The sequence below is a fragment of the Brucella sp. NBRC 14130 genome, from assembly GCF_040371715.1.
In the GTDB taxonomy this organism is placed as follows: Bacteria; Pseudomonadota; Alphaproteobacteria; order Rhizobiales; family Rhizobiaceae; genus Brucella; species Brucella intermedia.
In genome coordinates this window covers 23,840-44,181 of record NZ_BAABTE010000001.1, presented here as the reverse complement: position 1 = coordinate 44,181, position 20,342 = coordinate 23,840, and the positions used below count along the sequence as shown (strand labels likewise).

The following is a 20,342-nucleotide window of genomic DNA, read 5'->3' as shown; positions in this document are numbered from 1 at the left end:
CTAGAACGGCCACCACGGCCCGAAACGCTGGTACGGCAGCGCGAGGGCGTAGCTGAACACGATGACGGAGAAGACAGTGATTGCAGCCGCAAGAACCAGTGCTGCGAGCGGCTTCATGCGCATCGAGGCGAAAGAGGCAATGAGGCAGGTGAGGAACAATGACGGTATGAAACCGAGGCCGCGCACCGTGAGGCCGAAGAATATGGGCGCGGGCAGAATGAAGAACAGGCCGCGCCATGCGATCGGGCCCATCGGCTCACCGGAGACCCGCGTCGCCTGGATAAGTATGACCAGTCCAAGAAGGACCAGTACGCCTGAGAGAACAAGCGGGAAATATCCCGGTCCCATGCGTAGCGATGTGCCCAAGTCCAGACCCAACGCCTGACAGGCGAAAAAGGCGCCGGTCAGTGTGAGAAGGGCACCGCATAATCCGTTGGTCGGATCGATAGAAAATTTCCTTGAGGGCTCATTCATGGGCTAATCATCTTTCGGATTTGCCGTTGAAAGGGCTATGCCGGACGCTCGGCATGTGAATGGGATCAGCTATCCCGAGGCAGCGGTTGCGAGGCGGCCTCAGGGACATGACAATCAAGGGCGCCAGATTGCGCACCTTGATTGAGGGCCGCGACGTCAGTCCGCGTATTGTCCGGCAGCCTCGATGATGGGCTTCCAGCGTGCGACTTCGGATTCCAGCTTTGCCTTCAGCGCGGCAGGCGTGGCGTCGGATTCCGATGACGGCTTTGTGCCGAGTTCGGCGAAGCGGGCAACCACATTCGGGTCTTTCAGGGCCAGTTGGAGCGATTTCGACAACCGCTCGGTGATTGCCGCCGGGGTTCCCTTGGGGGCGTAAATGCCGTGCCAGATGCCCACTTCCATGCCGTCAAGGCCGGCTTCCTTGGTCGTGGGAAGGTCTTTCAGCACGTCCAGACGTTCGGGAGAGGTGACCGCATAGGCCTTGATCGTGCCTGCCTGAATCTGCTTGGTCGTGTTTGTGGTCTGGTCACACATGATATCGACCTGTCCGCCGAGCAGATCGGTCATGGCGGGGCCGGTTCCCTTGTATGGAACCGTGACGAGCGGAGTTTCAATAGCGCTCATGAACAGCATGCCGCACAGATGCGAGGCAGCCCCGATGCCCGCATTGGCGACCGTTACGGTATCCTTGTTGGCCTTGGCATATTCGACCAGACCCTTGAGATCGGTCGGCTCAAGGTCCTTGCGCGCAACGATGGTCATCGGAACTTCCGTAACTAGCCCGACATATTCGAAGCCGTTCAATGTGTCATAGGCAAGCTTGCGATAGAGAGTGGCGCTTGTGGCCATGCCGATATGGTGAAGCAGGAGCGTATAGCCATCCGGGTCCGCGGTTGCGACGCGCCCGGCGCCAAGTGTTCCGCCCGCGCCGCCCACATTTTCGACGATGACCTGCTGGCCAAGGTCCTTGGACATGGATTCCGCGACAAGACGCGTCACGGTGTCGGTAGGCCCGCCTGCCGCAAAAGGCACGACCATGGTAATCGTCCGTTCAGGATAGTTTTGTGCCTGTGCGGTGAAAGTTGCAGCGGAAATGGCAAGTGTCGTCGCCAGAGCGGCGATAGTCTTCATCATAGCGTCCTCCCAGACTATGTTGCGGCGGGCAAGCCCGTATTCTGAATTCAGTTCCCCGCGCCTCTTTGGGCGCTTCGGGCAATCAGATGCGATATTATCAGGTCACTGCAGTAATCGCTTCCGCACCGGACTTGCTCTTGAATCGGCAATGATTTCGGGCGCGCTTCAAACAGAATGTAGATGCAACCCGTCGGCTTGCCAATGCCTGAGCTTCAACGAAAGCGCTTATACTACCAAAGTCTGGGTAGCTCGCTCTTCGGCCAGATGGTCGACGAGGGATCTGGCGGCGGCGGTCAGTTCCTCACGGGACCGCACGGCGATTACAAGATTTCTTCTGGCCCAAGCATCGGAGATCGCAACAGTCGCGATTGGCAGCGTCTTTCTGAGACGTTGGGCGGCTGTCTGCGGAATGATTGCAATCCCGGCACCGGAAGCCACCATATGGCCGACTCCTTCAAACGTGCGAAGCCTCGTCCTGATTTTGAGCCTGCCGCCCAGGCGGCTCACCTGGCTCTCGATGTGCTCCTGCAAGGCACCGGCTGAAAGGCCGATGAATTGCTCCTGCAGGATATCCGGAAAGCTCACCTGCTTATAGCTCGCGAGACGATGGTGCTTGGCCGTGATCAGCACCAGTTGATCTTTAGCAAACGGAATCCTTTCCAGACCGGCTGTGTCTGCCGCGTCCGATAATATCCCGATCTCGACAAACCCGCGCAGGACGGCCCGGGCAATGTCGGTGCTCTGCCGTTCCTTCAGTTCCACATCGATGCGCGGATTTTCCGCCATCCAGAAGGCGAGTTTTGCCGGAAGATACTCCGTAATCGCCGCCGTATTTGCCGCAACACGGATTGCTGTTCGCATGGCTTTGGCATGCAATCCCAATTCGCTATGCATATCCGCCATTTGCCGCATCACTGTTCTGGCATGATGGACGAGGGCTTCGCCCGCTTCAGTCAAGGTTACGCCCCGCCGCCCGCGCTCCAGAAGCATTACCTGTCCCGCCGCTTCCATATCGCGCAGACGCTCGCTTGCCGCTGGAAGCGAGAGGCCTACTTCCGCCGCGCCATGGGTGATGCTACCGGTGTCGGCTACCGCAAGGAAGAGGCGAAGGTCGGTAAGATCAAAGCGCATGCCCGATATTAGCGCGAATCCTGCCTATGGGAAAGCCGAAGGCTGGATGAGGAACTTCCGCATTCCGCCCGCTGGCCAGGTCGCTATAGCAGGGACATGACTTATTCCTTCTCCCTGATCCTCACGATTGCGATTACGTTTCTCTGCGCCGGCTTCGTCAAAGGCGTGACCGGAATGGGACTGCCAACCGTCGCGATGGGCATATTGGGCGCGCTCATATCTCCGCTCGCAGCCGCGAGCCTGCTGATTATTCCCTCCTTCGTCACCAATCTGTGGCAGTTGGTGGCGGGGCCGAGTTTCGGCGCGCTCATGCTTCGCCTTTGGAGCATGATGCTGGCAATTGTGGTGGGGACCATCGCAGGAACCGCGGTTCTGGTCGGCGGAAATATTGCAATCACCACATCGATGCTGGGTTTTTCGCTCGTCGTCTATGCAGCCTATACGTTATCGGCCCGCCAGCTACAGGTGCCGGAAAAGCTCGAGCGTTTGCTATCTCCTGTCATCGGCCTCCTGACGGGGGTGATTGCAGGTGCAACGGGAATATTTGTCATTCCGGCAGTGCCCTATCTGAGTTCTCTGGGGCTTAGAAAAGACGATCTGGTGCAGTCGCTCGGGCTTTCCTTCACTGTTTCGACTGCCGCACTGGGCGTTGGGCTTTCAAGCAGGCAGGCCTATTCGGGCAATCTCCTGTTGATCTCCGTCCTCGCCATCGTTCCCGCACTGGCCGGGATGTTCCTCGGACAGTTCTTTCGCCGCAAAATCCGGCCGGAAAGCTTTCGTCGTTGGTTTCTGATAGGCCTCATGGTTCTCGGACTTGAAATGGCATTGAGACCATTGTTCTCGTTAAGTTGATGAACGGAGAAGGATTTTTCCGTTCCTGCAAGCTGATACGGATTTGCTTTCTTGTTCGAATCCGGCAAGGGCAGGATATTGTCTCACCCCCAAGAGAATAGTCTTCAGCTTCAACGGTTTTTCGCTGAAGCCTCCCTATCATCGGCCTGATTGACGGAATGACCCAAAGAGATACCGAACCAAACCAGTCGCGCGCTTTCCGGCTGTTCAAGCCGGTTCTTGCCGGCGCAACGCTGCGGGAACGATCCATTGCCTGCCTCGGCGCCCTGATCGGTATTGCGCTGACCGGCTTCATATCGAGCATGTTGCTGGGAAACGGGCCGCATCTGCCTTTGATCGTAGCACCGATCGGTGCGTCGGCAGTTCTGCTCTTTGCCGTTCCGACCAGCCCGCTGGCCCAGCCCTGGTCGATCATCGGCGGCAACACGATTTCGGCTTTCGTCGGTTTGGCCGTCACGCAGTTTGTCGATGATCCGGCGCTGGCAATCGGCCTTGGCGTGGCTCTGGCCATCGCTGCCATGTCCGTCACCCGCAGCCTTCATCCGCCCGGCGGCGCAGCCGCGCTGACCGCGGTTCTGGGTGGATCGGCGGTCGCCAAATGGGGCTTGCTGTTCCCGCTGGTGCCGGTTGCGCTGAATTCCTGCCTTCTTGTCGGGCTGGGGATCCTGTTTCACAAACTGTCGCGCCGGAAGTATCCGCATGTGGCTGCTGCCGCGCCGGTCAACAAGCACAGCACGGAAGACCTGCCGCCTTCGGTCCGCATGGGCATCCGCGAGGAAGATATCGACCGCGCCTTGTTGGCGTTGGATGAAAGCTTCGATATTGATCGCAACGATCTTGGACGTCTGCTGCGGCAGGTGGAGCTTGAAGTGTCCACTCGTTCGCGCGGGGACCTGACATGCGCCGATATCATGTCGCGTGATGTCGTCAGTATCGACGAAGGTGCAACCGCCAGCCAGGCGCGCGAGCTGATCTTGCGGCATAATCTGCTGACGTTGCCGGTGCGCACATCGGATGGGCGCCTGAAAGGCGTGATCGGTTTGCGGGAGTTGATGCATCCAGGCGATGATTTCAGAAACTACATCGTGGAGGCTCCCACCGCGTCACAGTCTGATCCGGTGATGAGCCTCGTGCCGAGCCTCACCGATGGACTGGCGCATGCCGTCGTGGTCATCGACGAAATGCGCCGCATCATCGGGCTCGTATCGCAAAGCGATCTTCTGAGCACGCTTGCGCGTTCGCGTCCCAATGAAAAGCTGGTGCCTTTGAGAGCGGCATGATCGGCTGGCCCGTGCTTCCCTATTGAATTGGAACGGTTTTCCGGGCAGGGTTTGCCGACCCGGAAATCTGCAGCAGGTGTTCATGTCCGTCCAGCGCGCGAGCTTCTATATTCTTCTGGCACTGGTCACCATCGCCTTTGCGTGGTTGCTGCTGCCCTACTATTCGGCAGTCTTGTGGGCTGTTATTCTTGCCGTGGTGTTCTCGCCGGTGCAACAGCGTCTGGAACGTTTGCTCGGGGGCAGGAAGAACATTGCGGCCCTGCTTTCCGTGTTGATGTGCATCTGTCTGGTCATCATTCCGATGCTGGCGATTTTCGGTTCGTTGGTTCAGGAGGGTAACTCCCTCTATCAACGCCTGAGCAGCCGCGAGTTTGACCTGAACAGTTACATTTCCCGCATCCTGGGTGCCTTGCCGGATTCGCTGGAGGAGTGGCTGACCCGGTTTGAATTGGGTGATTTCGCGGAATGGCGCTCGCGCATTTCCTCCGCCATCATGCAGGGCAGCCAGCTTTTCGCCGGAAGGCTGGTGAGCTTCGGCCAGAATACACTGCAATTCTTCATCGGTTTCGGCATCATGCTTTATCTGCTGTTCTTCCTGTTTCGCGACGGTGCGGAGCTGGGGCGGAAGATCAGGCAGGCCATTCCGCTCAACGACGATTACACCCGGCAGTTTCTGGAAAAGTTCACCGCCGTCATCCGGGCGACCGTGAAGGGAAATATCATCATCGCCATCATTCAGGGAACGATAGGCGGGGTGACTTTCTGGCTTCTCGGCGTGGAAGCAGCCTTGCTCTGGGGTGTCATGATGACGTTCCTCTCCATGCTGCCGGCCGTCGGCGCCGCTCTTGTCTGGATACCGGCGGCGGCCTGGTTCTTTGCAAGCGGGGAGTGGATCAGCGGCGCTGTTCTGGTCTTCGTCGGCGTATTCGTGATCGGACTGGTCGATAATCTCCTGCGCCCGCCGCTCGTTGGAAAAGGCACCCGCATGCCTGATTATGTCGTGCTGATCTCCACGGTCGGAGGAATTTCACTGATCGGGATCAACGGTTTCGTGGTCGGCCCGCTGATTGCCGCAATGTTCATCGCCGCATGGTCGCTTCTGGCAGAAGAGCAGAAGGGCAACGGTCCTGCCCAACTGCCGAAGAGCTGAACTCACGCGACCTTCAATTCCGCAATGGGAAGCCCGGTTTCGGTCATCTTGTTGTGGACGCCGTTTTCATCGAGAAAATGCTTCATTTCGGCATAGGTCTCGAACCAGGCCCGATTGTATTTGTCGAAAAGCGACTGGTCCCAGTAGTCCTCCAGCCGGAAGGGCTTGTCGCTGAAGACGTCGTAGCTCGGTATCTTGAAGGTTTCTGCAAATTCTGCCGTGCGACTGTCATAGGTGAAGTAGATGGACGGGACTCCGTTGGCCAGCGCCATCAGGTTGCCGTGCAGACGATAACCAAGGACGAGTTGCTGCTTGCGCACGAGTTCCTCGTAATCTGCAACGACATCCGAGTAGAACATGCGATGGCGATAGAGGTTTTCTATCGTTTCGTCGAAATACCAGTCTGCTGTCCAGCGATGCGCCTTGAGGGCCGCAATGGCCTCTTCCTTCTGCTCCGCTGTTCCGAAGACCATCTTCTTTTCATCGATCTCGCCCTGCGCCATCAAGGTTACATCGAAGCGTTGGGCCATGGATTTGATGAGGTCGCGGTGCCGGGTCAGATATTGCTCGATATCCTGCGCATAGGCAGGCGATACCTCGCGGCGAACCGTAACGCCGACCTGCGCAACGTTTTCCAGCGGCGGCAGTTTGATGCGCAGATGCTGGTTGTTGCGGCGAAACGCGGTCGGGCAACCGATGACCCGCACATTGCGGATGCCAATGTCGTTGAGCACCTGGGCCGTATAAGCACCGCGCACACCGATGGACGTTGTGGAATCCGCGATGATGCGCAGGACCGCCTTCGTCTCTTCGGAAAGCTGTATTTCCCCTCTGACCGGCGCCTGCGCTCCAACGCCGAATGCGATGACCGGCAGTTTCAGCCGCTGCAATACCGGGATCGTGTCGCGCCAGTTCATATCCTTGTTGATATAGTTCGAGCCACGCAGGATCACATAATCATATTCCTCGCGCAGCTGATCGATCTTTTCCGGGGAAAAATTGGTGATCGGGAGTTCGGAAGCCTTCTCGTAATCCATGAGCTTCAACGATGACTCGAAGACGAAGGCGTCGCCGATATTGTGATAATGATTGATGCTGCCCTGAACGTCGGTATGACGATACCAGCGGACATTGTCGTGATCGTACACTTCTCCCGCAGGGATCATGACGAGGGCGCGTGCCATACGGTTTTCCTTCTGTTTCAATAAGGTCAAGCCAGGCTCAGCTTGCCTGTGAAAGAGCAGTTTGCGTAACTGCGGGTTTCTGTCTGCGCGGTTTTGACGCCCGCAACCGGTTATAGAGATCAAGGTGCTCCTTCGCGCAGTCGATATAATGGACCGGATTGCGGATGGAGTGATGCAACCTGTCCCACACGCCCGGTTCGCTCAGCACTTCGGTAAAGCGGTCGGCCAGATCCTCGGCGCTGCGCACCCGGAAATGCAGGCCGTCTTCGCCGTCGCGAATTTTCTCTGCCATGCCGCCGATGTTCGAGCAAATGACCGGGCGTCGATGATGCAAGGCCTCCTGAATGACGATAGGTGAGTTTTCCCACCAGATCGAAGGCATGACCACCCAGTCCACAGACTGCATGAGGCGCGGCATTTCGGCATTCTGGTAAGCGCCATAGAAGCGCACGCGGGGACCAGCCTCCTCGATCAGTTTATGCATGCGCTCCTGAAAGGCGGGTGGCTGTTTCTCGAGATTGCCCCCGAAAATCATCAGCCGGGAATCCTCGCCCCAGACCTGTTCCGGGACACGGGATACCGCATCGACCAGCACGTCTATGCCCTTGAAAGGATTGATCTGACCGAAAAAGGCAAAGCGGTTGCGGCGCGGGTTCGGCCCGGTCAACTCACGTGGAGGGGTGATATCGCGGATGGCTATGCCGTTTTCGATGACTTCCATCTTGTCCTGATTGAGCCCCCATTCAAGATAGCGATTGGCGAGGAATTCGCTCGGTGAAACGAAGGCGTCGGCAAGTTCCAGCATGCCGCGCACAAAGCGTTCGCGCTTGAGAAAGCGCGCCGGCGGTATCTGCGGAAAACAGGCGTGGCAATCGATGGGGGACGCCTCGCTGCACAGCTTTGAGGTGCCGGCTTTGACCATCTGGCCATCATTGTTGCAGATGGACAGGAACTCGTGAAAGGTCACGAGAATGATCCGGTCCGGCAACGCTTCGCGGATGGCGTAGAGGGTCTCCAGCCCGAGGCCCAGAACATGATGGAAATGCACGATGTCAGGGTCGTAGTCTCGAACGAAGCGCAGCAGGTCGCGGCGGATTTCATCGGTGTTCTTGTTCGACAGATAAAAGTGGTCGTATTCGTCGGCATGAAACAGGATTTCATCGCTGGCGCGCCGCATGCTCATGAGCGCCGTGGTGCCATGTCGCGGGATCGGATGGGCCGCCCGCGCCAGATAGACCGACTGCACCTCGGGAATGCTGTTCAACCCCTTGTGCAGATTGTAGGAAGCGATTTCACCGCCCCCAAGAGAGATGGAGGGGTGGGCGTGCGAGATGACGAGAACCCGGAGTTTATCGCTCATGCAAGTTCCTCCGCCTGAGCCTTGCGCCTGCCAGCGAGAATGGAGGACCAACGCGCGTCGAAGACCTGCCGGTCAATGCGCTCGATGAGTGCAATGGTCGATGCCCTGTCGGTAACGGATGTGTCGTCCGCTCCAAGCATCTGGGCCGAAGGCAACCAATAGGAGCGCAGGCCCGATTGTTTCAGTTTCAATCCGAGATCCAATCCCTTTTCGTGGGTGCCGAGATAGCCGCGCGTGAAGCCGCCGACCGAAAACAGCGCTTCGCGGGGAAGGATGCAGCACTCGAACGTCGCCGTTGCGACTTCCGTCAACGACATTCCCGATACGGCATCGATGGGATAACCCGCATAGCGGCTGATCAGGGCCCGATCCGCCGACATGCCGGAGGGCGGACCCGCAACCCAGGTTCCGGCCCAACGGATTGAATCATCCTCATAGGCAAGGGTGGGTGACAGGACGCAGTCCTTGTGTGCTTCATAGGCGCTGACGAGCTTGTTCAGCCATCCGGCGCGGCGCGGCAGGAGCGATCCGGCCAGGAATATGACCTGATCCGTTGTAACCGTGCGGGCGCCGACTTCCAGCGCATCGTAGAGGTCCTCGGAACCGGTGGCTGAAACGAGCCGGATGCGCAGGCGGTAGAAATCCGCAAGGCGTCTGATCTGTACGCCGATGCGGTCGATGATCTCGCTTGCCGCCGCGATCACGATCGGGGCGATCCGGGTTTCCGGATCGAGCGCGAGCAGTGCAAGCAAGGCTTCGATCTCCTCGACGCGTTCATCGATGCCGATGATGATTGCAGGTCCCATCGCATCTTCGAAGGGGCCAAGATCGACAACACCGAAAACTCCAGGTGCAGGGCGGCTGACGCCACGCAGCAATGGCACGAGTTGCTGGTCCACAATATGGCGCAGAGCCCATGCGTTCGGATCGGTTGCCCTGATTTGCCGGACGATGGCTTCGCGGGACGTGACGCGGGTGGGCGTCAATGGAAAAAAGGCGCGTCGCCCATCGCTGATGGCAAGTTCAAGGTAGAACGGCGAGGTGCTGTCCCCCGCAAGTTCCGGCGCGAAGGCGACGAACCCATGGGCGTGACGGCTGGGGTCGAGCCCGGCATTGAACGGCGGCTGATTGTCGAATTCGCGGGTTACATCAGGCCTGTCTATACGGGTCCAGCTTGTGTCGATCTGGATTTCACCGCGATGGCGGCGGAGTTTCACGCTTTCCACATGGCTGTCGGGATCGAGCAGCCAGCCGGAAACAAGCATGCCGCTTCCTTCCACACGGAAGACATTGTCTATTCCCATCCGGACAGGAAAGGGGAGGCCGGATACCGTGTCGGCGCCATCGAAGCGGTTGGCGGCAGACCGCATGCGCAGCAGAATGTCTGTCGAGCTGCGCACCCGTGGCAGGATCGCCCGTATGTGGCCCGGCGTCTCACGCGAGCCGGACAAGAGCCTGCGGTCATAGACTTCGGTAAAACGCCAGCCCCGCCGTCCGCGAAACAGAAGCCGTTCGATATCGGTCGGCTCGACCGGCTCATTGGCAAGCAGAAGCCCTGCAAATCCGGATGCTTCATCATTCAGGTCAGGCCGTGCAAAGACGCTGATCGCGCACTCCGCGAGGGATGGATTTTTGCCGCTGATCAGCAGCCGGGTGACGGCAGGCGTCAGGTCCTGTGCCCAGCCCTGAACGAAAATTTCGCCTTCGTCGCTGCCGCCGATGAGTTCGATACAGCCGTCGGAGCGGGCTCCGGCCTGCAACAGAACGGTGATTGCCGAAAGTTTCTTCCGGCTGATAGGGCCGGAGATCAGCCCTTCCACCAGTTCATCGATGACGCCCGGCAGGCTCGGTCCGGCCAGATCGCCGATCATGGCGACAAAATCCGCGATAGAAGCAGAACGCGACGCGAAATTGTAGCGAGCGACCTTCGCCCGATGCTGGAACATGATGGTCTTCAGGACGCCACGGCGCAGAGCAGCCGTTGGCACGATGGCGACGAAACCGTGGGTTCCCGCAGGGGAAGGTTCCTTGAGCGGCCATGTGATCAGACCTGTTTTCACGCTCATGGCGGGATCGCCATTGAGAAAGGCCGTGACCTGATCGTTTGCGGCGCTGCCGATGCCAAGCACCAGCACCAGCGTGTCTTCGATGACGCTGCCGACGACCATTTCGCCCTCCATCATCATGGGAGGACGATCCGGAGACCGTGAAGGTCTTGCAGCCGGCTGCTGTGCGACAGGTCTTTCGTCTTGCGCCATGGACGTCCCCTCAGGGCATGACTGCAAGGGTGAGAAGGGCACCGGCGACGAAACCAGCCAGCACGAACATCAGCATGAACAGAAGCTTGATGTCGCCGCTGCTGCGCTTGCGCACGTCTTCCATGCGCTGTTCCAATCCGGCGACAACACCGTCCATGCGCATGATGTGCACATCAAGCTCGGTCATGCGCTGATGAAGATCGGTGCGCAGGCCATCAACGGAACTGGCAATGTCCAGCAATTCCGCGGGGGCTGCATTGCCGGATGCGTCGAGGGTCGGCGCGACGCGCTGCAACGAACGCTGGTTGACCTGCAACTGGCGTTGCGCCGCCATCAGCATGTCGAGCTTGTCCAGAATGCGCGTCATGGGTGCTGCGATAAGCGCTTCGGCAGCCTGTTCGTCGGGCTTCGGCACGCGCAGTTTCTGCTCGCCGCCTGCGGCGTTGGCGGCAACGACGACGAGTTCGCCAGCCCGTGCAGCGGCGAATTGCGGCAGCATCACTTCAAAGGCGTGCTTGCCATCGCCGATACCATTGCGCTTCAGGTCGGGGCGATCCTTGTCGGCCGGAGCTTCAGCGATAGGCTTGTCATCCAGCAGAACACGGATCAGAAGCCGTTCGGTCGGGACCGAAGGATCGAAGGCCCAGCCATAGAGGCGGCCTTCCTCTATGGCGTCAACGCGTCCTTTCATGGCTTCGGTCCTTTGAGGTCCGGCGGCGGCGTTGGGTGTCGCTGCCTGCTTTGCTTCCCCCTCGGATGGAACTTTGGTCGCGATGTTCATGATTTACCTCTCATGCTGCCTCGACACGCGCGATCCGCAATGTCCCGATCAGATCGAGATAGCGTGCTGCCGTGGTGTCGATGGTGTCCGGATGACGTGCATTCGCGCTGAGCGAGTGGCGCAGATCCGGGTTTTCCGCCATTCGACGCATCGCCTGGGCGAGCGCTAGCGGATCGTTCGGCGGAACGGTGAGGCCATTGACCTCATGTTCGATCATTTCGGCCATTCCACCGATATTGCTGCATATGACGGGACGGTTCTGTCCCTGCGCTTCCTGAATGACAAGTGGAGCGTTTTCCCACCAGATCGACGGCATTATGGCGCAATCGACGGTCTGGATCAGTTGGGCGATGTCATCGCGCCGATAAGCACCGCGACGCTGGACGAAAGGATATGTCTCGGCAAAGAGTCGCTCGATTTCACTGACGAAGCTTTCGCTTTGAAATGGCGCTGCACCATGTACGCGCAGTTCGAAATCGAAGCCTTCCGATATAAGCTGCCGTGCTGCTTCCAGCAGCACTGTTGCGCCTTTCCACGGATTGAGATTGCCAAAATAGCCGAAGACCGGCTTGCTGCGCTCGATTTGCTTTGTTTCGAGGGAAGGGCGCTCCGGTTGACCATTGTGAATGACGCTGATCAACTCTTCCGCGAGACCCCATTCCACATAGCGTTGCTTGAGAAACTCGCTCGGTGAAACGAACGCATCGACAGCGCTCAGGAGCGATTTGATATGCCGTTCGCGCAGCACGAATTTATCGAGCGCAATGTCCTTGAAACAGGCATGGCAGCGGTCGGGACTTGCACCATGGCAGAGCTCCTTGCCCGTGGTGCGGACCATCAGTCCATCATGGTGGCAGATGGGATAATAGTCGTGCAAAGTCAACACGATACGACAATCCGGCAACGTGCGGCGCACAATATGCGGGAATTCGGCGCCGAGCAAAAGCAGATGGTGCAGATGCACGACGTCGGGCCGGAAGTCCTGCAGCAGTTCGACAATGTCGGGAACAATCCCGTAAAGGTCGATCTGGCTCATATAGAAGCGGTCGAAATGACCGGACCAGAGCAGGATTTCATCGCCGCCATTGCCAATGCTCTGGAAGCTTGTTCCGGGGCGGGCCTCGCGGTGCACCTTGTTGGTGGCGCCCATGAACATGGCTTCGCAACCGGCGCGCTGATAGGCGCGAAACAGGTCGTGCGCAAAAATTTCCGTTCCGCCGGGATGAAGCGACGGGTGATTATGAGCCGCGATGAGGACACGTTGGGCCATCAGGCAGCACCTCGCGAAGCGATGAAAATATCCTGATAATGATCCGCCTCGATGCCGCGCCAGTGACCGAAGGATTTTGCTTCGAGCGACAGTTTTGCACCGGCAAGCGCACGGTCCAGAAAACCATTCTCAAATCCGACTGCTGCGAGCGGCGGCAGTTCCGGCACAAACCAGCATGGTCCGCTGCCATGGCGCTCGAATGCAAGTCGCTTGTCACGTTTGCCGTGACGGTCGCGCGCCGCCACGTCGTCCACGACGAATGCGGTCATGAACAATTTTCCGCCGGGAGCGAGAACACGGGAAACCTGTTCGAGATAGGTTTTAACTTCGTCGGACGGCAGATGGGTGACTACCGAGGTCATGATGACGAAGTCGAAACTCCTGTCAGCGAAAGGCAGAACGAGACTGAGTCCGTTGACCACCCCTTTGGGATTATAGAGGTCATGGGCGATATCGATGTGGCGGAACTCGAAGTTCGGGTAGCGCGACGTGATGTTCTGGCGGCACCAGTTTACGCCGCCCGCCACGGGATCGATGCCGGAATAGAGGGCTTTTGCCGGGTCGAGATATTGCGTCAGCGGCACTGCCATGCGACCGATGCCGGAACCTATGTCTAGTACGCGCGCGTCGGGCCGAAGGCCGCCCTTGCGAATGAAATGCCCGAGAAACTCTGCGCCGACCGCGCGATAATCGCCATCGCCGACGAACACGCTGTTCGGATCGGGCGAGGGCAAGAAACGGTTTTTCAATACCGACTGCATCAGCCAGTCGATCTGCACATCCGGTATTGCTGGTTTGGCTTCAGGTTCTGGCTGTTTCAGCGCTACCACGTCCGTCAAGCGGCGCTCCTTTCAGATTTGGTCATGATGACATTCGACAGGTCGACAGTGCGCTCCTGTTCCTGCGGCAGAGCCATCAATTCGGTAATATCGTCGTCCCAGCGCTGCGTATGGAGCCAGGAATTGTATTGGCTGGCGAGGCCGCGCATGTAATCCGCGCTGCGGCGGATCGAGCGGCGCTCGAAATGGTAAAGCGCTATGGAAGGCTCGTAGAATATCTGGAAGCCAAGCTGCCTGATCTTCAGGCAAAGATCGCTGTCCTCATAGTCGCCGATGACATAGTCTTCCGTATAGCCACCGACGAGATCGAAGATATCCTTGCGCGTTATGAGGCAGGCGCCGGTAACGCCCGGCACTTCACGCGGACGGAGTGCCGGTGGATAGTTACCCGGCATGCCCTTGTAATAGTGATGGTTGAGCCAGATGCCCTGACGGTCGCGGGCGAAATAAAGCCCGCCATGCTGAAGCGAGCCGTCCTCGAACAGGAGGCGAGGACCGATTGCGCCAAGCTTGGGCTGATCGAACAAAGGCTGGATCAATTGCTGCAACCAGCCATGTTCCGCAGGCACGACGTCGGAATTCAACATGACGATGGTTGTTCCGGTCGCAATGCTGGCACCTGCATTGCAGGCCCGCGCATAGCCGCCATTGCGGTTCATGATTGCCAGCTTGAACGGCATATCGTGCAGAATGTGCAGTCCACCCAGCATGTGCTCGGTGTCGTCCTGAATTTCAGGAGAATCCAGCACGAAGATGAACTCTGCATTCTCCACCAGCCACGGGTCTGTCGCCATGGATGAAAACTGGAAACGCAGGAAATCAAGATTGCGATAGAGCGGAATAACGATGGACGCGAGCGGGGAGGCAGGCGTCGTTCCGAATTCCTTCACCTCGGCTATGTGTACCGTTGCAGCGAGCTTCTTTTCAACTTCGGTGAGGGCCGGTCCCAGAATATGCGAGAACACGTGCGGCCTTGCCTGTTGCGGCGGCACGGATCGCAAAATGCGGTTGCGCTGCGCTGATGGCTCGAAGGGCTGCGGTGCGGGCACCAGAGGCGCGGTCGCGCCGGAAGCAAGGCGCAACTGGAAACGTGGCTGCAGGAGGGGTCCAAGATTCTGCACCGAAGGAAGCCAGGCGACGAAACCCGTCACATCCTGCTGGGGTGTATCTTCGCGCTTGGCCACCTTGCCGGGAAATTTGTGGAAGTTCGGCTTCAGCGACAACGCGCTTCCGTTCTCCGGGAGATATTCGATATCCGCAAGCATGGCGGCGGGATCATGCATCCAACCGCCCACGATCAGCCCGCCATCGAGCGCCAGAGCGAGATCGATTTCAGCTGCCGGATGGGTGGCAGACTGCGCAATCTGGCGGACGGGCAGCGGCGTGCGCGTTTGCAAATCAATGGCGACCGCCGCACCCGCAGGACTTAGCTTGCCGAGCTGGCGAACAAGAAACTCCCGCAATGCGCCATTGCCCTGCCATTTGGTCCACCATTTGGCAAAATCCGTTTGTTCACTAGCGCTCGCAAGCTTGCGAACGGCGACACCTTTCTGACCCGTGAGCACCAGCAGCAGCGATGAGGGCAGGTCTTGCGCTGCTTCCAGCAGAAGATGGCATGGCTGCCAGGCGTTGCGCGCCTGCCTGCCCACCACAAAGCGTGGTGGAATGACCATCACGCTGCCGGAAGTGATGCCATAGATAGCCGAAATCTCGCCCAGCATCGGGTCGACCGCTGTTTCAAGGAGGTGATGTCCCTGAACAGGTTCGCCGCAATGCTGGGCCTCGCGCGGTTCCGGCGTCAATGCGAAAGTCAGGTCCCGCACGAGGGATGCGAAAGTCTGGTTTCGCGAAAGCCGGAAAGTGCTGCGCCACGTGGTCAGAATAGTGGTGAGAAGCTTGATATGTCCGGGGAGCGTGAGATCGCTTACGACATATTCAACATCGAAAGGGGCGAGTTCCTTGGCCGGATATACGACCGCTTGCGCCGTCGGGCCGAGAGACCCTGCCGAGAGCGAAAGTTCCGCGGGTTCACTGCCGGTACGCATGGCCCAGAACATGCGCAGGCCGCCATTTTCGAGCGGAATGCCGACGCTCAGCAATGGGACCGGCTGAACCGGCATTTCAAATGTGCATTTGGTGGTCGTGCGAGCCGGGCCTGGAATATCCCAGATGACCACAGCCACATCGGCGCAAAGACGGCAAATGGAGAGGTTCTCGGTTTTGCTTTCAATGTCCGCCGAATGGTCGAGGTTCAATGTGTGGCCCTTTCATTCTTGCAGAAAAGTTCAGCTTGCAGGAGGTCCGGATACCCAACGGGGAAGTTGGGTATCCGGCGAAGTCGAAACGTGCCCGGCGGGAGGATTGCCGGGCACGCTCTCAATTGTTCAATCAGTGAACAGTGAAGTACTGGTCGGGATGAGCCTGTACATCGTCTGCATTGGTGTTCACGAGGGTAACGGTGTCGCCATTGCCGAGGTCGACAACGACATTGCCACCAACCTGCGTGACACGGTCGGCAAGATCGTCTGCGGAAGAGATATCAAGACCATTGATACCCTTCTGAATCTGCAGAATGTCTTCGCCGGGATTGAAGTCGAGAATGACGTCGTTTCCGCCGCCACCATTGAACAGGAATGTATCGCTGCCATTTCCGCCGATGAGAACGTCGTTTCCAGCACCGCCATCAAGGATGTCGTTGCCGTTTCCACCGTAGAGAATGTCATTATGTGCGCCGCCATAGAGCAGGTCGGAGCCGTTGCCGCCCTGGAGAATGTCATCTCCATTGCCGCCATACAGCACGTCGCTGCCATTGCCGCCGCTCAGGACGTCATTTCCTTCATTGCCGAAGAGAATGTCGTTGCCGTTTTCGCCGAACAGGGTGTCGTTACCCGTGCCGCCGAAAAGGATGTCATTCCCGTTGCCGCCGAAGACGGTGTCGTTACCATCGCCTCCGAATACGAGATCATCACCGCCATGGGCACGGATGAAATCGTCAAAGCGGGAGCCGAACAACACGTCGTCGTAGGCGCCGCCTTCTAGAGTGGCCATCTGCTTCTCCTTGTGTTCCTGTAGGGGTTTCCACAAGCCGGAATGCTCCGACCATTATGCTCTTAGTAGTCTGCTCTGCATTATGTGGAATTGCAACATCGTCATTTGGTATAATTGCGACATGTGTAAGTAACAAATTATTACCATTAATTTATATTGCAGTTCTGTAAACATAAATATGAAATCTATTTGCAGTGATTATAATTTATATGTGTTTTGTGTTTACGCAGGAATTGGTTATAAATTTGAATTATCTGGCCAGGAAGAGGGAATGTGAAAATATTTCAACAAGATGACGCCGCGCATGTCATATCATGCGCGGCGACGCTTCCTTCGGGAATTTCAACCTATGATCGAGTTTTACTTTGAAATTCCCTGGATATTAATCTTCGCGGAAGGCCCGGTTCAGGCTGTCCGTGATGGGGGAAACCAGATAATCGATGGCACGACGTTCCTTGTGCACGATGATGATTTCAGCGGGCATTCCGGGATAAAGTCGGGCTGTCGGATTTGCGGCGAGCGACGCCGGAGTGATTTCAGCGCGTGCCACGAAAAATGCGGTATCGGTCTTCTCATCAAGTGACTGATCGGCGGCGATATAGGTCAGCTTGCCATCAAGCGGCGCCATTGACCGCTGATTATAGGCGGTCAGGCGGATTTGCGCACCTGCGCCAACCGAAATGCTGTCGATATCACGCGGGCTGATCTTCATTTCGACGACGAGGGGTTCGTTTTCAGGAACGATATCCATGATCGCTTCGCCCGGTGCGATGACGCCGCCCGGCGTACGCAGCCGGATGTTGGCTACAATCCCGTCTTGCGGCGAGCGGACTTCCACGCGCCGCATCACATCCTTGGCCGCGACGATACGTTCCTGCACATCGGAAAGCTCGACCTGGCTCGATGTGATTTCGCCTGCAATTTCGGATTGGAGATCGCTTTCGATTCCAGTCAGGGCAAATTCCGCCCCGGCTTTCGCCTGCTCGGCTTTCGCCTTGTCACCGGCATACTCGCCTCTGTCGCCGGCGAGCTGGCTGAGACGCGTATCGATTTCCGTAAGCTTCGATTTCTGGGCAAAACCCTTTTCGACGAGGCTGGCTATCGCCTTGCGCTGATCGCTGATGAGTTCGATTTGCCGGTCCGTCGCGGCTATCTGTGCGGTCGATGCCTTGGCTTGCTCCGTATATTGCTCGATAGTTTTCTGCTGTATGTCGATTTTGCTCAGTTTCTGGGCAAGTCGCTTCTGGAAGAAGATGTTTTCGGCGCGAATGGCATTCTGCGCGTTTTCACCGCCCTCGGCAAAGCTGGCGGGAAAGCTGATCTCCTTCTCCCCCGCCTGTTCGGCCCGCAGACGGGCGAGTTTTGCGATCAAGCCGATGCGCCTGCTTTCAAGGGACTGGAGGTCGGAACGTGCCTTCGTGTCGTCCAGTCGCAGAAGCGGTTGACCGACCTTTACGATATCGCCTTCCTGCACCAGCAGGCGATCAAGGATGCCGCCTTCGAGATGGCTGATGGTCTTGCGTTTGGAATCGACGATGACCGTACCCATTGCTACCGCCGCACTTCCAAGATTGGCAGAATAGGCCCAGGCGAAAAACCCGCCGAAAGCGACGCCGATCGTTGCTAGGCCTGCAATGATCAGCCCACGCAGGGGCGATCTTGAATCCTCGCGCTCCAGATCGAGCGCCCATTCAGGTTTGACGCTGCCAAAACGGGTAAGAGCCTGGTGATCCGACGATTCTGCGCGCGGCGCGAGCAGGCTGGAAACACGACGAGGAATAATCGATTTGCCCATCATGCGTTTGCTGCTCCCATTTGCGGGCCACTATTGGCGGGTGTCAGTGAGGCGACCACATCCGTGCGCGGCCCGAACTGCGAGATACGGCCGTTTTCGAGCACCAGCAGCTTGTCGGCGACCTGCATGATAGATGGCCGATGTGCGATCATGATGACAATGGCGCCATCGTCGCGCGCGTGTTCGACCGCCCGGATGAGCGCGCGTTCGCCGACCGCATCGAGATTCGAATTCGGTTCATCGAGAACGATCAGGCGCGGGCGATTGTAGAGGCAGCGGGCGAGACCAATTCTCTGGCGCTGCCCCCCGGACAAAGTCAGGCGGCCGTCGCCCACCGGGGTATCGTAGCCAAGCGGCATGCGGCCGATCATTTCATGCACATCGGCCAGACGTGCGGCTTCCAGCACGCGATGCGGATCGCTGTCACCCATGCGGGCGATATTGTCCTTGATCGTTCCATCCAGCAGCGAGACGGACTGCGGCAGATATCCCGCAATCTCTCCGAAAGAACCGCGTTCCCAGAGATAGACATTGTTTCCGTCAAGGAAAACGCCGCCGGAGGTGGGTTTGACGATGCCTATCAGCAGCCGGGCAAGCGTCGATTTGCCTGCGGCTGATGGGCCGACAACCCCAAGGACTTCACCCGGCGAGATCGAAAAGGAGATGCCCTTGATGATGGGGACATCCACGCCGGGTGCGGCATAGATGAGCTTGTCGATCACGAGGTCGCCATTGGGGCGCGGCGTCGGCATGGTCTGGCGTACAGCCAGGTTTTCCGAAAGCAATGACTGGACGCGCTTCCAACTGGCGATTGCACTGACCCACTGGCGCCAGTTTTCCACGATTCGGTCAAACGGCATCAGCAGGCGGCCGATGATGATGCTGGTCGCGATCATTGCGCCGGGCGTGATTTCCTGCTGCATGGCAAGCAGCGTGCCTATGCCGAGCGATCCGATCTGGATGATGAAACGCGCCGTGCGGGCAATCGAGGAGAGGGCACGGGCGCGGGTTCCGCCAAGATCAAGCACTTCAAGCGCCTGAACCTGCATCGTGCGCCAGCGGCGAGCGAGCGCCGGGAGCATGCCCATGGCTTCGATGACTTCGGCATGCCGCAAGCTGCTGCCGATCTTGGACACCGCTTCGATGTTCGCCTGGTTCGCCTCTTGAATGAGATTTCGGGTAAGGAGGTCGGTCAGCACGCCGCATGCAATCAGGATAATGACGGCGACGAGGCCGATCACGCCCAGCATGGGGTGGAGCAGGAACAGGACGCCGAGAAAGATCGGCGACCACGCGGCGTCGAGTGGAGCATTGATCGCCGGTGAGGTGAGGAAACTGCGCAACTCGTTGAGATCGCGAAGCGTCTGAGTCGCTTTCGGCATGCCCTGATTCACGGATGCCTGCACCGCGGCCGTCAAAACCGCCAGATTCAGGCGGCGCACAAGTGCGCTGCCCATGGCCTGAAACGACAGGGAGCGGATGAATTCCAGCACCCCGAACACGAGCATGGCGCCAATGGCGAGCACGGTCAGCATGGTGAGCGTGTCCATGCTTCGGCTGTTAAGCACCCTATCATGAACCTGCAACATGTAGAGAGGTACAGTGAGTTGTAGCAAATTGATACAGGCGCTCAGCAGCACTGCATAAAGTAGTCCCGACAGGAAAACGCGGCGGGCCTTGAAAATCAGGCCTTTCGGCGTAGTTACCGAATCGTCCTGCCCCTTTTTGTGTGCGGGGCTCTTGCCAATCGAGTTGATTTCGCGAGTATCATTCATACGCTATCTGC

At 58.2% G+C, this 20,342-nt stretch carries 16 protein-coding genes; 3 read left to right on the top strand and 13 right to left on the bottom strand.

Features of this window, described 5'->3' with window-relative positions:
- From ABWW28_RS00155 to ABWW28_RS00145, 3 genes are all read right to left on the bottom strand, one after another.
- Positions 1–474 (bottom strand): tripartite tricarboxylate transporter TctB family protein, encoded by a 474-nt coding sequence (locus tag ABWW28_RS00155; RefSeq protein WP_353389730.1) that lies wholly within the window; start codon positions 472–474, stop codon positions 1–3.
- 156 nt (positions 475–630) lie between these two features.
- Complete coding sequence (locus tag ABWW28_RS00150) at positions 631–1,608, bottom strand: tripartite tricarboxylate transporter substrate-binding protein (RefSeq protein WP_006468679.1); 978 nt, start codon at positions 1,606–1,608, stop codon at positions 631–633.
- 225 nt (positions 1,609–1,833) lie between these two features.
- A complete protein-coding gene (locus ABWW28_RS00145) occupies positions 1,834–2,739 on the bottom strand; it encodes a LysR family transcriptional regulator (protein WP_176587893.1) in 906 nt (301 codons plus the stop codon).
- A gap of 96 nt (positions 2,740–2,835) precedes the next feature.
- Here ABWW28_RS00145 and ABWW28_RS00140 point away from each other — a divergent pair, with 96 nt between their 5' ends.
- The 3 genes from ABWW28_RS00140 (at position 2,836) to ABWW28_RS00130 (ending at position 6,021) form a co-directional block, all read left to right on the top strand.
- On the top strand, positions 2,836–3,591 hold the full coding sequence (locus tag ABWW28_RS00140; RefSeq protein WP_176587892.1) for a sulfite exporter TauE/SafE family protein: 756 nt from the start codon (positions 2,836–2,838) through the stop codon (positions 3,589–3,591).
- Positions 3,592–3,749: 158 nt separating this feature from the next.
- On the top strand, positions 3,750–4,871 hold the full coding sequence (locus tag ABWW28_RS00135) for an HPP family protein (protein ID WP_006468684.1): 1,122 nt from the start codon (positions 3,750–3,752) through the stop codon (positions 4,869–4,871).
- A gap of 82 nt (positions 4,872–4,953) precedes the next feature.
- Positions 4,954–6,021 (top strand): AI-2E family transporter, encoded by a 1,068-nt coding sequence (locus ABWW28_RS00130; RefSeq protein WP_025092035.1) that lies wholly within the window; start codon positions 4,954–4,956, stop codon positions 6,019–6,021.
- A gap of 2 nt (positions 6,022–6,023) precedes the next feature.
- Here the strand turns inward: ABWW28_RS00130 and ABWW28_RS00125 are convergent, their stop codons facing one another.
- The 10 genes from ABWW28_RS00125 to ABWW28_RS00080 form a co-directional block, all read right to left on the bottom strand.
- On the bottom strand, positions 6,024–7,205 hold the full coding sequence (locus ABWW28_RS00125; RefSeq protein ID WP_100649778.1) for a polysaccharide pyruvyl transferase family protein: 1,182 nt from the start codon (positions 7,203–7,205) through the stop codon (positions 6,024–6,026).
- A gap of 37 nt (positions 7,206–7,242) precedes the next feature.
- Positions 7,243–8,565, bottom strand: a complete 1,323-nt coding sequence (locus ABWW28_RS00120) for a glycosyltransferase family 4 protein (protein ID WP_176587891.1) — start codon at positions 8,563–8,565, stop codon at positions 7,243–7,245.
- On the bottom strand, positions 8,562–10,823 hold the full coding sequence (locus ABWW28_RS00115) for a glycosyltransferase family 2 protein (RefSeq protein ID WP_353389724.1): 2,262 nt from the start codon (positions 10,821–10,823) through the stop codon (positions 8,562–8,564). The genes ABWW28_RS00120 and ABWW28_RS00115 overlap by 4 nt, the downstream gene beginning before the upstream one ends.
- Positions 10,824–10,833: 10 nt before the next feature.
- Complete coding sequence (locus tag ABWW28_RS00110; RefSeq protein WP_151569554.1) at positions 10,834–11,604, bottom strand: hypothetical protein; 771 nt, start codon at positions 11,602–11,604, stop codon at positions 10,834–10,836.
- Positions 11,605–11,614: 10 nt separating this feature from the next.
- Entirely contained in the window at positions 11,615–12,874 is a 1,260-nt protein-coding gene (locus ABWW28_RS00105) for a glycosyltransferase family 4 protein (protein WP_176587888.1), read from the bottom strand.
- The gene (locus ABWW28_RS00100; RefSeq protein ID WP_176587887.1) at positions 12,874–13,713 is read right to left on the bottom strand and encodes a class I SAM-dependent methyltransferase; all 840 of its coding nucleotides are present in this window, start codon (positions 13,711–13,713) and stop codon (positions 12,874–12,876) included. The genes ABWW28_RS00105 and ABWW28_RS00100 overlap by 1 nt, the downstream gene beginning before the upstream one ends.
- Positions 13,710–15,968, bottom strand: a complete 2,259-nt coding sequence (locus ABWW28_RS00095; protein WP_176587886.1) for a glycosyltransferase family 2 protein — start codon at positions 15,966–15,968, stop codon at positions 13,710–13,712. Before ABWW28_RS00095 ends, ABWW28_RS00100 begins: the two co-directional genes overlap by 4 nt.
- Before the next feature lie 133 nt (positions 15,969–16,101).
- The gene (locus ABWW28_RS00090) at positions 16,102–16,761 is read right to left on the bottom strand and encodes a calcium-binding protein (RefSeq protein ID WP_006470323.1); all 660 of its coding nucleotides are present in this window, start codon (positions 16,759–16,761) and stop codon (positions 16,102–16,104) included.
- Positions 16,762–17,143: 382 nt separating this feature from the next.
- Complete coding sequence (locus ABWW28_RS00085) at positions 17,144–18,559, bottom strand: HlyD family type I secretion periplasmic adaptor subunit (protein WP_025092027.1); 1,416 nt, start codon at positions 18,557–18,559, stop codon at positions 17,144–17,146.
- The gene (locus ABWW28_RS00080) at positions 18,556–20,331 is read right to left on the bottom strand and encodes a type I secretion system permease/ATPase (RefSeq protein WP_176587885.1); all 1,776 of its coding nucleotides are present in this window, start codon (positions 20,329–20,331) and stop codon (positions 18,556–18,558) included. The genes ABWW28_RS00085 and ABWW28_RS00080 overlap by 4 nt, the downstream gene beginning before the upstream one ends.
- Between the last annotated feature and the right edge of the window lie 11 nt (positions 20,332–20,342).